This is a genomic window from Bacteroidales bacterium, assembly GCA_031275285.1.
Taxonomy (GTDB): Bacteria; Bacteroidota; Bacteroidia; order Bacteroidales; family UBA4181; genus JAIRLS01.
This window is the reverse complement of record JAISOY010000108.1, coordinates 18,977-33,452: the sequence shown is the minus strand read 5'-3', so window position 1 is coordinate 33,452 and position 14,476 is coordinate 18,977. Positions and strand designations below refer to the sequence as shown.

10 protein-coding genes are annotated in these 14,476 nt (G+C 42.4%); all 10 read left to right on the top strand.

What is annotated here, in order from left to right; translation table 11 throughout:
• Positions 1–8 precede the first annotated feature (8 nt).
• The 10 genes from LBQ60_11595 (at position 9) to LBQ60_11550 (ending at position 14,134) form a co-directional block, all read left to right on the top strand.
• Complete coding sequence (locus LBQ60_11595; GenBank protein ID MDR2038556.1) at positions 9–710, top strand: ComF family protein; 702 nt, start codon at positions 9–11, stop codon at positions 708–710.
• Positions 711–724: 14 nt separating this feature from the next.
• A complete protein-coding gene (locus LBQ60_11590; protein MDR2038555.1) occupies positions 725–1,162 on the top strand; it encodes a retroviral-like aspartic protease family protein in 438 nt (145 codons plus the stop codon).
• Positions 1,163–1,317: 155 nt separating this feature from the next.
• Positions 1,318–1,869 (top strand): gluconate 2-dehydrogenase subunit 3 family protein, encoded by a 552-nt coding sequence (locus LBQ60_11585; protein MDR2038554.1) that lies wholly within the window; start codon positions 1,318–1,320, stop codon positions 1,867–1,869.
• On the top strand, positions 1,859–3,520 hold the full coding sequence (locus LBQ60_11580; GenBank protein MDR2038553.1) for a GMC family oxidoreductase: 1,662 nt from the start codon (positions 1,859–1,861) through the stop codon (positions 3,518–3,520). Before LBQ60_11585 ends, LBQ60_11580 begins: the two co-directional genes overlap by 11 nt.
• A 1-nt stretch (position 3,521) precedes the next feature.
• Complete coding sequence (locus LBQ60_11575; protein MDR2038552.1) at positions 3,522–4,577, top strand: hypothetical protein; 1,056 nt, start codon at positions 3,522–3,524, stop codon at positions 4,575–4,577.
• Positions 4,578–4,746: 169 nt separating this feature from the next.
• Positions 4,747–5,880: a glycoside hydrolase family 43 protein gene (locus tag LBQ60_11570; GenBank protein MDR2038551.1), complete on the top strand. Its 1,134-nt coding sequence runs from the start codon at positions 4,747–4,749 to the stop codon at positions 5,878–5,880.
• A 19-nt stretch (positions 5,881–5,899) separates the two neighbouring features.
• Positions 5,900–7,840: a family 16 glycosylhydrolase gene (locus tag LBQ60_11565; GenBank protein MDR2038550.1), complete on the top strand. Its 1,941-nt coding sequence runs from the start codon at positions 5,900–5,902 to the stop codon at positions 7,838–7,840.
• A 13-nt stretch (positions 7,841–7,853) separates the two neighbouring features.
• Positions 7,854–10,274: a DUF4982 domain-containing protein gene (locus LBQ60_11560; protein ID MDR2038549.1), complete on the top strand. Its 2,421-nt coding sequence runs from the start codon at positions 7,854–7,856 to the stop codon at positions 10,272–10,274.
• A 16-nt stretch (positions 10,275–10,290) separates the two neighbouring features.
• Positions 10,291–11,832: an alpha-N-arabinofuranosidase gene (locus LBQ60_11555; protein ID MDR2038548.1), complete on the top strand. Its 1,542-nt coding sequence runs from the start codon at positions 10,291–10,293 to the stop codon at positions 11,830–11,832.
• Between the two features lie 25 nt (positions 11,833–11,857).
• Positions 11,858–14,134: a family 78 glycoside hydrolase catalytic domain gene (locus tag LBQ60_11550; GenBank protein MDR2038547.1), complete on the top strand. Its 2,277-nt coding sequence runs from the start codon at positions 11,858–11,860 to the stop codon at positions 14,132–14,134.
• The last annotated feature ends 342 nt before the right edge of the window (positions 14,135–14,476 follow it).

The window sequence follows — 14,476 nt, the reverse complement described above, 5'->3', positions numbered from 1 at the left end:
TAATACGAATGCCATCAGTAGTATCCGAACTTACCAGAGGATTTGTCGGACTATTTTATCCGAATATCTGCGCTTGTTGCTCTAACGGATTGATGCACGGAGAAATGCACATCTGTAGCCATTGCTTGTATGAGCTTCCGGAAACCGGTTTTTATAAAGAAAAAGACAATCAGGTAGCACAGATATTCTGGGGAAGGGCAGAAGTGGAAAATGCCACGGCCCAATACTTTTTTAAAAAAGGGAACCGGATACAAAGACTGATGCATCAAATGAAGTACCAGGGGCAAAAGCAAATAGGAGAAGTCCTTGGAAAGAGAATGGGGGAAAAGCTTGAACGATCCTGCTTCAATAACATCGATGTGGTAGTTCCGGTCCCCCTACATCCGAAAAAAATGAGCAAACGGGGATACAACCAAAGTGAATGGATTGCCAGGGGAGTCGGTGCTTCGATGAACAAGCCGATGGATGCAAAGACACTGATCCGTCATTCCGCAACGAATACGCAAACCCGTAAAAAGCGTTATGAAAGATGGGAGAACGTGGCGTCAGGATTTGGCTTATCTGATCCCGAATCACTGGCAGGGAAACACGTACTGCTAATTGATGACGTGATTACAACAGGCGCTACGCTTGAAGCCTGTATCCATACGATCCTGTGCTCTCCGGAATCAAAAGTCAGTGTAGCTGCTTTAGCTTTCGCTTCAATATAAAACCAATTAAAAAAATGAAAACGACCATCCCTATTGAAATTGTTACATTAGGTGAAGATAATAGTTTCCATTTATTCGTAAGTGGAACCATCAATAAGAAAAAATGTGACTTATTGATAGATACCGGAGCCTCACAAACTGTATTTGACGCTTCGATCATTCCTGAAATCACAGAAAAAAAAGGGATCAAACAGGAAATACAGTCGACAGGGATCAATGCCGGAGAACTCATCAGCAGTATCGGAAATATTGAAAAATTTAAACTGGGTGATCTGAAACGTAAAAACTGGAAAGTCGTATTGATCGATCTCAGTCATGTAAATGAAACATATAAGCGCTTTTCTGATAAACGTGTTTCGGGGTTGATCGGAAGCGATTTCCTGTTACGGCATAAAGCCATTATCGATTATAAGAGGAAAGAGCTTATACTGAGGAATATCAAACAATACTAAATATTCATCCGGTTATTGTTATGATATTTGACATCGTACGCTTTGAATGATAACTTTTTATGATCTGTTTCTTAACGTAATGATGGATGTATAAAAGCAGGAAAGATCTTATTTTTACATAACCGTTCTTTTGTTTGACACTTACCTGTAGAATCATGCAATACAATAGACGAAATTTTCTGAAGCATTTGGGATTCATATACGGATCTTTATTATTGTATTCATCATGTAACGGGAATCAGAAATCCGGTTACAGGATATTTACTAAAGAAGAAGCTTCGTGTCTGATTGCATTGTGTGAACAGATAATTCCTGCCGACGAAGATCCGGGAGCGACGGATGCAGGGGTAATTAATTTTATAGATAAACAAACCACCCTGAGATTTCCGGATGATGAAGCAATCTTCAAGAATGGAATAGTGGCCTTACAGGCTTTTTGTAAAGAAAAACACAATTGTTTGTTCGAACAGTTATCGTCTGTAGAACAGGTTTCAATCATGAAAGATATGGAAAGGAATAAATTGCCCGGAGAATACTGGCAGAAAGCTAATCAGGCTTCTTTTTTCAACCTGGTATTACGTCGTACTATGCAAGGTTTTTACGGGTCTCCACGACATGGCGGGAATAAAGATTATGTCAGTTACCGGATGATGAAACTGGATTATCCTTTATTAATCGGACAAAACAGATACAAAGATGGCAAATAAGCATGTCAATGTTATCATTGTTGGGGCAGGAGCCGGAGGTGGCGTTATAGCAAAGGAACTGGCTGTTAATGGCCTGTCTGTAATACTTTTTGAACGCGGGGAGTGGCCCGTATATGATAAAAATGCCAATGATGAACTGATCTCCCAACGTATTCAGGAGTTAGGAAATGCATTTGGACCTGATTGGAAAAGAAATCCGAGAGTTTTAATAAGTCCGGATGGGAAAAGGACAACAATCACTCCCGCAAATGGAGGGTATAACCACAATGCAGCATGCGTAGGATCCGGAACTGTAAGCTATGGCGGAATGGCCTGGCGTTTTATGCCGGAAGATTTTAAACTAAAAAGCATCTACGGACATGTTGAAGGTTCTTCTTTGGAAGATTGGCCTGTTACATATGATGATCTGGAACCTTACTACGAAAAAGCAGAATGGGAGATAGGCGTTTCCGGAGATGAAACGAATCCTTTTGCCGGTCCGCGTAATAGACCTTACCCGATGCCTGCATTCGAATATAACAGGGAGGCCAGGCATTTATCCGAAACATGTAAAAAAATGGGATTACACCCCTTTCCCATCCCCATGCTGAGAAATTCCATTCCATATAATGGCCGTCCCCGATGTATCCGTAACCGTACCTGTGTCGGATTTGCCTGTCCTGTTGATGCGAAAAACGGCACACAGAATACGGTCATTCCTGTTGCGATGAAAACAGGGAATTGTGAAGTAAAAACCGGTTGCATGGTAGCAAATATTATCATTGATGAAAAAGGTCGTGCCAGGGGTGTGGAATATTTTGATTCAAAAGGTAATGGCAAAACACAAACCGCTGACATGGTCGTTGTCGCCGGTGCTGCCACTGAAACAGCAAGGCTATTGCTGAACTCCAAATCAAAACTTCATCCTAACGGAGCCGGGAATAATAATGACTGGGTAGGAAGAAATCTACAAGGACATGTATATACGGGTGCAACAGGGTTGTTTGACTTCGACATACTGGACCTTACCGGCCCAGGAGCCACTATGGCCATATGTGATTTTAACCATCATAACCCCGGATTAGTGGGAGGAGGAATGTTGTGTACGGAATTCTTCCAGTTACCTTATGCTTTTACAGGTAACAGACCTTCCGGAAGTGCACGTTGGGGAAAAGAACATAAAGACTATCAACGAAAATATTACTATCGTTCAGCCCGTTTACATGGCCCGGTACAGGAGATTCCCAATTTTGACTCACGTATAACCGTCGACCCTACCGTTAAGGATTATTGGGGAATTCCTGTAGCCGCAATGTCCGGAGGACGCCATCCTTTGGACCGGGACAATTGCATTTTTCTATCTTCCAAAGCCGTAGAAATACTAAAGGAAGCTGGTGCTGTACAGGTATGGCCCAGGGGTATCCCCGGTAAAGTATCCTATAGCCCCAGTGGAGGACAACATCAGGCAGGGACGTGTAGGATGGGGAATGATCCAAAAACATCTGTAGTAAACCCCTTCGGACAAATACATGAGATTGAAAATTTGTTTGTTGCAGATGGCAGTGTTTTAGTGACTAATGGTGGCTTTAACCCTGTGTTGACCATCATGGCAATTGCATACCGTACCGGGGAATACATAGTAAAAAACTTCAACAGCATAAAATCATCTTAAGATGAAACGCAGGCATATAATATTGATTGTTGGCGGAATATTGATGCTGGTGGTTATTGCCTCATATACCACATGGAACGTACTTGACCCGAAACATACCTGTGCACAGTGCCACGAAGTAGCTCCATCTCATGCCGACTGGATGACATCTGCACATGCAGATGTATCATGCGTTGAGTGTCATGGGACAGCGCTTTCCAACGGATACCATTCTTTAAGTGAAAAAATAGGAATGCTGATCAGTCATGTGAAAAGCAATAAACACAATGAAGATATTTTATTAACGGAAAACCAGATACTGGAAATCTCTGATCGTTGTGCTTCCTGCCATCAATCGGAATATGCAGGATGGTTATCCGGTGGACATGCGGTCAATTACCGGGAAATATTTTTGGATAGTACCCATAATGTTATGGAAAAACCATATTGGGATTGTCTTCGTTGCCATGGGATGTTTTATGAAGGCAATATTCACGATTTAATGACCCTCGAGGGAAATTCTTCTGAATGGGGTATTCGGGATAAAAAACAAGAAGAACGTCCGGCAATTCCATGCCTGGCATGCCATCAGATCCATACTGAAAATCCCGTATCAAAAAGGTATGTCTCTATGGTCGATTCTTCACGAATAACGATGGTGAGCAATCCTAAAACAGCCCTTTATATACGGGCAGACAAAATGCATCTGCGTAGCGACCACTTGACCAAAGTGGATATGGTAGATGGGAACCGCAAAGTTAAAGTATCCGGAGATCCCAATGCATTGCTGTGCATGCAGTGTCATTCTCCTGACTATATACACCGTACGGGATCTGAAGATGACCGGACGCCAATAGGTGTTCATGAAGGAATCAGTTGTATGGCATGCCATGAACCACACTCTAACAATACTAAAAAATCATGTGATAAATGTCATACCAATATCTCGGATAATTGTAAAATAGATGTAAAAAAGGCAAATACAACATATCTGAGTCAAAATAGCCAAAATGATATACATCGCTTAACCTGCACCAGTTGTCATGAAGAATATAGAACAATATCATACCGTAAATGAAACATATGAGCGCTTTTCAGACAAATATACCTCGAAATTGGTCGCGAGTGATTTTCTTCTAGGGTATAAAGCCGTATTGATTGCAGGAAAAAGAATTTGCATGAAGGAACACCAAATAATAATGAGAACAAATTTCTAAAAGATATCTTTGTAACTATATAATATAAATATGAAATCGATTATTTTTTGTAGCATTATTGCTGTTTTGTGCACTATCCGGGTTTCAGCACAAAGAAATGCATTTTATCCCGGACAGATATGGCCTGATGACAAAGGAGTACATATCAACGCACATGGAGGAGGGATACTGGTGATGGGAGACACATACTATTGGTTCGGTGAACATAAGACAGACGGGGATCTGGGAAATACAGCCCAGATTGGTGTACATTGCTATTCATCTAAAGATCTGTATAACTGGAAAGATGAAGGAGTGGCATTATGGGTAATAACGGATGACCCCGCTCATAGTATTGCAAAAGGGTGTATCCTCGAACGTCCGAAGGTAATTTATAACAAGAAAAACAACCAGTATGTGATGTGGTTTCATCTGGAACCCAAAGGAGCAGGTTATACCGGTGCTTTAAGCGGGATTGCGGTAAGCGATCAGCCGGCAGGACCATATACCTTTGTAAAGGCGATCCGGCCAAATGCCGGGTACTGGCCGGTCAATGTACTGGAGGTACACAAATCAGATAAAATACCATCAAAAGGACAACGTTTCAGTGGAGGTGACCTTCCCTCCCACCCGGACACTTTGAACCTGCTTGGCAGGGATATGCCCGGAGGGCAAATGGCCAGGGATATGAATCTTTTCGTGGATGACGACGGAACCGCCTACCATATTTATTCTTCGGAAGAGAACAGCACATTGCATATTTCACAGTTAAATGACGATTATACCGATTGCTCAGGTAAATATGCACGTTTCTTTCCCGGACGTTTTATGGAAGCACCGGCTATATTTAAAAAAGACGGAAAATATTACCTGATCATGTCCGGATGCACAGGCTGGGCACCCAATGCCGGCCGTTCAGCTGTAGCTTCTTCTATCTGGGGGCCATGGGAAGAATTAGGAAATCCCTTCACCGGTGAAGATGCCAACCTTTCATTTCACTCGCAAAGTACATATGTTCTACCGGTTGCCGGGAAAAACGCCTTTATTTACATGGGGGACCGATGGCTTCCCAAAAATCCTATTGACGGAAGATATGTCTGGTTACCCATACAATTTGAAAACGGGAAACCGGTCATCAAATGGAAAGATGAATGGAACCTGGATTCATTCAACAAAACCAAATAATCTGGTAATAAAAATTAGTATGAAAAAATTGCTTGTCTTTTGTCTCGTCATTTTTACGCTTTTACCCTATGTCCGGGGACAAAGGAATTCATTTCTGCCCGGCCAGCCATGGCCTGACAATAATGGTGCACATATCAATGCCCATGGCGGAGGTATAATATACCACAAGGGAAAATATTATTGGTTCGGTGAACATAAAGGAGAACGATCCAATTCGGCATGGGTCGGAATCACCTGTTATTCCTCCAAAGACCTGTATAACTGGAAAAATGAAGGCGTCGCTTTGCCTGTCGAACAGAATGATTCGACAAGTGATATTATCGCAGGTTGTGTGATGGAACGTCCCAAAGTGATATACAATGAGAAAACACAAAAATTTATCCTGTTTTTTCATCTGGAACTAAAAGGAAGAGGATATCGTGCGGCACGGGTTGGAATTGCCATATCAGACAAGATCACAGGCCCATACAACTATATCCGTTCTTTCAGGCCCAACGCCGGAAAATGGCCGGAAAATATGACTGAAGAACAACGAAACTCAGAAATTCGTCCGGAAAGTTTCGAAAAAGAGTGGACCCCGGAGTGGATGCAAGCCGTTAAAGACGGATTATTTGTTCGCCGTGATTTTCAGGGAGGACAGATGTCACGGGATATGACCCTCTTCGTGGACGATGATAAGAAAGCCTACCATATTTATTCATCCGAAGAAAACTTCACTTTACATATAGCAGAACTTTCCGATGATTATCTGACCCATACGGGAAAATATGTGCGTATGGCTCCTGCCGGCCATAATGAGGCTCCTGCTATCTTTAAAAAAGACGGAAAATATTTCATGATCACGTCCGGATGTACCGGATGGGATCCAAATGCTGCCAGACTTCATGTCGCCACAAATATTATGGGCCCATGGAAAGAATATCCGAATCCGTGTAAAGGTGATGGGGCCGAACTGACTTTCCATTCCCAGAGCACGTATATTTTACCTGTATCCGGCAAAAAGGACGCCTTCATTTTTATGGCAGATCGCTGGACACCAAAAAAACCTATTGAAGGCGGGTATATCTGGTTACCGGTCCTGTTTAACGATGGACTACCTGTATTGAAATGGGCAGATGAATGGGATTTGGACATTTTCGAAGATGTCCGGCCGGTCGCAGAAGTTCCAAAGGATGTACGCGGATGGAAATTAGTCTGGAATGATGAATTTGATAATAACGGACAACCTGATCCCGGTGTATGGAGTCATGAAAACGGTTTTGTCAGAAATGAAGAATTTCAATGGTATCAACCGGATAATGCCAATTGTGCAGACGGACTGCTTACCATATGCGGAAAAAAAGACCAGATAAAAAATCCTGATTATTCGCCTGGTAATAACGATTGGCGTAAAAAAAGGCCTTATGCCCAATATAGCTCATCCTGTATCAGAACGACCGGTAAAAAAGAATTCCTGTATGGCCGGTTTGAAATAAGGGCCAGGATCCCTGTAGCCAGTGGAGCATGGCCGGCTATATGGACATTGGGAAACTCTATGGAATGGCCTTCAAACGGAGAGATAGATATCATGGAATATTATCAGGTAAAAGGTGTACCACATATCCTGGCCAATACGGCATGGGGAACCGAAAAAAGATATCATGCTGCATGGAATACCTGTATGTTCCCTTTCACTGAATTCACTGATAAAGATCCTTACTGGACGGAAAAATTTCATATATGGCGGATGGATTGGGATAAAAACGCTATCAGGATCTATCTCGATGATCGCTTACTGAATGAGACCTTGTTAAAGGATACGTTCAACGGATCTTTGGGTGAACACAAAAATCCTTTCAGGCAGCCTCATTATATATTATTAAATCTGGCCATAGGTGGAATAAACGGAGGCATTCCGGACGATGAAACATTCCCCCTGAAGTATGAAATCGATTATGTACGGGTTTATCAGAAAAAATAAATTACCATAACAGATGAGACAATTATTATTACTCATATTGACTATAACGGCACTGTCCGTTCCGTCATATTCCCAGGTATCTTTCGGACAGCCTGAAAATATCAATAACGGATGGCGGTTCACATTGAGCGACCCGTCAGATGTCCCATCCGTAAATTTCGATGACAGCAAATGGAGAAAGCTCGACCTTCCCCATGACTGGAGCATAGAAGGTACCTTAAGCCCAACCCTGGCAAGCTGCACAGGTTATCTTCCCGGAGGTATAGGCTGGTACAGAAAAACATTGAATATTCCTTCCGAAAAAAAGGAAGGAAAAGTCTTCATTTATTTTGAAGGCATATATAACAACAGTGAGGTATTTATTAATGGACATTCCCTAGGGACCAGGCCCAACGGATATATATCTTTTATGTATGATCTGACACCTTATATCCAATATGGAGAAGAAAACATACTGGCTGTAAGAGTAGACCACAGTTTATCAGCCGATTCCCGCTGGTATACAGGATCAGGTATATACCGCAATGTGTATCTGGTGTATTCCGGATCTATTCACATTGACCAGTGGGGAGTATTCTGCCAGGCACGGAAAGTGACCGGAAAAGAAGCCCTTTTGGAAGTACAGGTAGATGTAAAGAATGAAACTTCTTCGACCCGGAATCTCACAGTGCAGGTTGAGCTATTATCTGCAGATGGCAGATCGGTATCAAAAAACACGAAAAAAATCGCATCAAAAGCAAATTCAGTCGACAAAAATTCACTGGAGATCAAGGTCAAAAACCCTGAATTATGGGATATTGAGCGGCCCTACCTATATAGTGTAAAAACCCAAATCCTTCAAAATGGGAAGGTCATTGATGAAAGCCTTGTAAAAACGGGTATCCGTACCCTTACATTCGATGCAAATAAAGGATTTGCACTTAACGGACAATGGATGAAGATGAAAGGAGTATGTATCCATCATGATGCCGGATGTCTTGGGGCAGCGGTTCCCCGTAAGGTATGGGAACGCAGGTTGAAAAACCTGAAAAACTTAGGTTGTAATGCTATCCGCACAAGTCATAATCCGCAAGCACCTGATGTTTATGAACTTTGTGATGAGCTGGGCTTTCTGGTAATGGATGAAGCATTTGACGAATGGGAATTCCCCAAAAAGAAATGGCTGGAAGGGTGGAACGTTGGGAAACCCGGTTTTCAGGGCAGCGCCTCCTTTTTTAATGAATGGAGCAACAAGGATATACAAGCAATGGTATTGCGGGATAGAAACCATCCGTCGATTGTCATGTGGAGTATCGGTAATGAAGTCGATTATCCGAACGATCCATATTCACATCCCAGCTTGAATGGCAGCACTTTCAGCCAGCCAGTCTATGGCGGATATCTCCCGGACAATCCTCCTGCCGAACGTTTAGGAGGAATAGCCAAACGGCTGGTTGCCGATGTAAAACAACTGGACGCATCACGACCTGTAACCGCCGCTTTGGCGGGTGTAATCATGTCCAATGAAACGGAATATCCTTCGGCTGTGGATATCACTGGATACAACTATACTGAAAACAGGTATGACTCTGATCATCAGAAATACCCTGAAAGGATCATTTACGGAAGTGAGAACGGACATGGAATGGATTCATGGAAAGCGACCAGAGACAAGGAGCATATCTTCGGACAATTCCTTTGGACCGGCATCGATTATCTGGGAGAAGCGGGAAGGTGGCCCTCAAGAGGATTTTATTCCGGATTGCTTGATTTCGGAGGATTCCAAAAGCCCAGAGGATATTTTCGCCAGGCATTGTGGGATACCCGGCCTATGATATATATCGGCACTTACCCGGCCCCGGACAATCCGCGCCAGCTATCCCTGGATGCCTGGTCGATATGGAATTATGAGCAAGGACAGATCATCCGTGTGGTGTGTTATACCAATTGTGAAAAAGCGAAATTGTTGCTGGATGGAAAGGAAACAGGCACGCTCAAAGATTACGATGACCATACCGGTATTATATCCTGGGATATTCCTTATCAAGCCGGAAAACTCGAAGCAGTGGGATATAAGGGAGACAAAGAAGTATGCCGTTATGATATCCGGACCTCCGGAAGGCCGGATGCATTGACCGTTCTCGTAGACAACCCTCATCCGGATAAGAATAAAGACCTGGTTCATGTTACCGTTCAGGTAGTGGATATGAACGGTATTCCGGTAATGATCTCGGATGAAGAGATTACCTGCGTGGTCGAAGGGCCGGCGAAGTTATTAGGACTAGAGGCCAGCAATAACAGCGATATGGGAAATTACAGGGACAATAAACAACGGGCTTTTCATGGCCGGTTATTGGCATACATCCAGACTACCGGAACAGAAGGCACTGTTAAAGTTAAATTTTCCGCACCCTGGTTAAAACCTGTTGAAACCATTTTATCTGTAAGCAATTAATTATATCCATACCAATATGAAAAATCTGATAATAACTGGCCTTTTCTTATTATTTACCACATTAACTGCGTCTTCGCAGAAAAATGTCACAGTCCGGATTCATCCCGAACAAGGCAGGCAGATCATCAGTAAACATATTTATGGGCATTTTGCCGAACATCTGGGATCATGCATCTATGGTGGAATCTGGGTGGGAGAAAATTCTTCCATACCTAACGTCCGGGGATATCGGAAGGATGTCCTGGATGCTTTGAAATCTCTTCAGATACCGAACCTCAGGTGGCCCGGAGGCTGTTTTGCCGACGAATATCATTGGATGGACGGTATAGGACCGCGTGATCAGCGGCCTAAAATGGTCAATAACAACTGGGGAGGAGTAGTTGAAGACAATAGTTTCGGTACCCATGAATTTTTAAATTTATGTGAAATATTAGCATGTGAACCATATGTCAGTGCCAACGTAGGAAGTGGAACTGTAGAAGAAATGGCAAAATGGGTGGAGTATATTACTTCTGATGGCGACAGCCCCATGGCAAATTTGCGACGCAAAAACGGCAGGGAGAAATCCTGGAAAGTAAAATACTGGGGTGTAGGTAACGAAAGCTGGGGGTGTGGCGGAGACATGAGACCGGAATATTATGCCGATCTGTACCGTCGATATGCGGTATATTGCCGTAATTATGACGGCAACCAATTGTATAAAGTCGCCAGTGGAGCCAGTGATTATGATTATAACTGGACGGAAGTACTGATGAAAAATATCGGACACCGGATGAATGGCCTTTCATTACATTACTATACAGTGAAAGGATGGAGTGGTAGTAAAGGATCTGCCACCAACTTCAATAATGACGATTACTACTGGACCATAGCCAAATGTATGGAAATCGAAGAAGTCATCCAAAAGCACATTGTCATTATGGATAAATACGACCGGAACAAGCATATCGGCTTACTGGTTGATGAATGGGGAACATGGTGGGATGTGGAACCCGGAACCAATCCCGGATTTCTGTTCCAGCAGAACACGCTTCGCGATGCTTTCGTTGCCGCCTTATCACTGCATGTCTTTCACAAATATGCCGACCGTATACGAATGGCTAATATCGCGCAGGTAGTCAACGTACTTCAATCGATAATCCTGACAAAGGATGACAAAATGTTGTTGACCCCTACCTACCACGTATTCGATATGTATAAGGTACATCAGGATGCCACCTTTCTTCCGTTAGATATCATATCAGACACTAAACTAATTAACCACCGCAATATACCGGTGGTAAATGTTTCGGCCTCTAAAGACAAGAATGGCAAATACCACGTATCCCTGACCAACATCGACCTGGAAGCCGGACGTGAAGTGAATATAGATATATCTGCCATGCAAATTGCGAAGGTGAAGGGAACAGTGCTAACCTCCGGTAATATTAATGATCATAATACTTTTGAAAAAAATGACCTGGTAAAGCCGGCTGATTTTAGTACATTTAAAATCAATAAGGGAATACTAAATGTTCAACTCCCTGCAAAATCAATTGTTGTATTGGAATTAAATTAGAATAATCATATAAATATAAAGAATTATGTCCCGGATTTTTATTGTTTTTCTGGCCAGCATCCAGCTTTGTATAGCCCAGTCACCTTCCCATCTTACCACAGATTTATTGGAACATACCGACCGGGTATTCCTCGACGGTTATCCTGCCAATATATCATTATCTGAAATCGGCTCCCTAATTGAGCGATACCAGACAGCAGCTATCCGGAATACAAACCCGTATTTAGGGTGGGTGGTAAATAGCGAACAAGCCAATACGCTTCAAACCGCTTACCATATTTTAGTCGCCACATCACCAAAATTATTGGCAAAAGATGAAGGCGATATGTGGGACAGCGGACGCACAGAAAGCAATAATTCAGTATCTGTGCCATATGCAGGGAAAGCGCTCCAGCCATCCACTGTTTATTACTGGAAAGTAAAAGTATGGGACAATCATGGTGTGGAAAGCCCGTTTTCACAGGTAAAAAGCTTTATTACAGCCGAAAATATGGATGGCATGACTGCACAATATCCGTTACAGGTAAGTGATGAACACCCTGTCAAAATTTCTACAATAGATAAGGGACATTATTTTATTGATTTCGGGAAAGCGTCTTTTGGCCGGCTGCGATTGACATTGACATCATTCAAGGAAATGGATACGGTGATTATTCATTTGGGAGAGCACGCAAAAAACGGACAAGTCGACCGTAAGCCGGGTGGAACCATTCGTTATGCCATGTACAGGTTACCGCTGATGGCAGGCACACACACCTATTCGGTCAAAATTCGCCCGGATAAAAGGAATACAAATATTTCCGCCAATGAAAGCGGTGTAAAACCGATTATAATGCCTGATTATACCGGCGAAGTTTACCCGTTCCGTTACTGCGAAGTAGAAGGTTATTCACCTGCATTGAATACAACAGATATGATGAGGCAGACCATATTTTATCCATTCAATGAAACAGCATCGGAGTTTCACTCATCCGATACTGTATTGAACCGCGTATGGGATCTCTGCAAATATTCTATCAAAGCAACTTCCTTCGCAGGTACCTATGTAGATGGTGACAGGGAGAGGATCCCTTATGAAGCTGATGCATTAATCAATCAGTTGTGTCATTATGCTGTCGACAGGGAGTTTACGATAGCCCGTCATAGTCATGAATACCTCATCAACTATGCCACATGGCCTGCCGAATGGATCATGCAATCGGTGTTGATGGCATGGAATGATTATCTGTACACCGGGAATATGGCTTCATTGAAACGTTTTTATGAGGATCTCAAGGCCAAGACGCTTGGCGGACTGAAAGAAAACAATGGCCTGATCAGCACCAGAACCGGAAAACAAACGCCCGAATTGCTCAAATCGATACATTTCAAGGGAAAAGCGTTGCGTGACATCGTCGACTGGCCTCAAAGCGGCATCCTGGGATTAGGGAAAAATGAAGCGGGAGAATCCGATGGTTTTGTATTTACAGATTATAATACCGTGGTAAATGCATACCATTATGAAGCCTTACGGCAAATGAGTGTTATTGCCGGAGTACTGGGATATCAAACAGATAAGGAAAAATATGACAGGGAAGCTCAACAGGTTAAAACAAAAATAAACCGGTTAATGTTAGATCCCAAAAAAGGATATTATAACGATGGTATTGACACTGATCACAGTTCTTTACATGCCAATATGTTCCCTATGGCTTTTGGAATAGTACCGCAAAAGAATGTAAAAAAGGTCAGTGATTTTATGCGGACAAGAGGCCTGGCCTGCAGTGTTTATGGTTCACAATTCCTAATGGATGCCATCTACAATTCGCATGATGCACAATACGGGCTTGAGCTTCTTTCTTCCACTGCCGAACGAAGCTGGTACAATATGATCAGGGAAGGTTCAACCATATCACTTGAAGCATGGGATAATAAATATAAGCCGAATCAGGACTGGAATCATGCCTGGGGAGCTGCACCTGCCAATATAATCCCGAGGAAATTAATGGGAATTGAACCAATTGAACCTGGATTTGAAAAAATACGTATCAAACCACAGCCGGCAACACTTAAGCAGGCTTCGATAAGAATTCCCTCCATTAGAGGCGATATATCCGTAGCTTTTAATAACCAACCCGATGAAAAATTCACTATGGAAATAGAAATTCCGGCCAATGCCACTGCCGAAATATGGATTCCAAAAACATCAAAAAAATATGTCTTGACAATAAACGGATTGGCTCAAAAGGGAATTGTAGACGGCGCTTTTGTAAAAGTAAATGTAGGTTCGGGGAAATATTCTTTTGTTTTGGAGCAAATATAGTTCACTACATACCAAAATATTTTATTCTAATGTGATAGAAAAGTAAACAATTGTTATGTATCATTGTTATATGCATATAACTTCATTTTGGTTACAAGATGGAATGGGCGCCTATACAGAAACTCTATGCATCGACAGATCAACTCTTGCTGTTGAAAGGATTTCAAATCAAAAATCCTCAAAAAGCGATGTTTGCTATTGGTACATTAAAAAATGGGACAATAATTACCCCGAAAAATAAAATGGACCGTATTACCCATTATATATTACTCAAAAAATAAAAAGCTTGTTGACTCTATATTAAATTTTCCGATGCTTAAAAGAGAAATTCAATACCTCCTG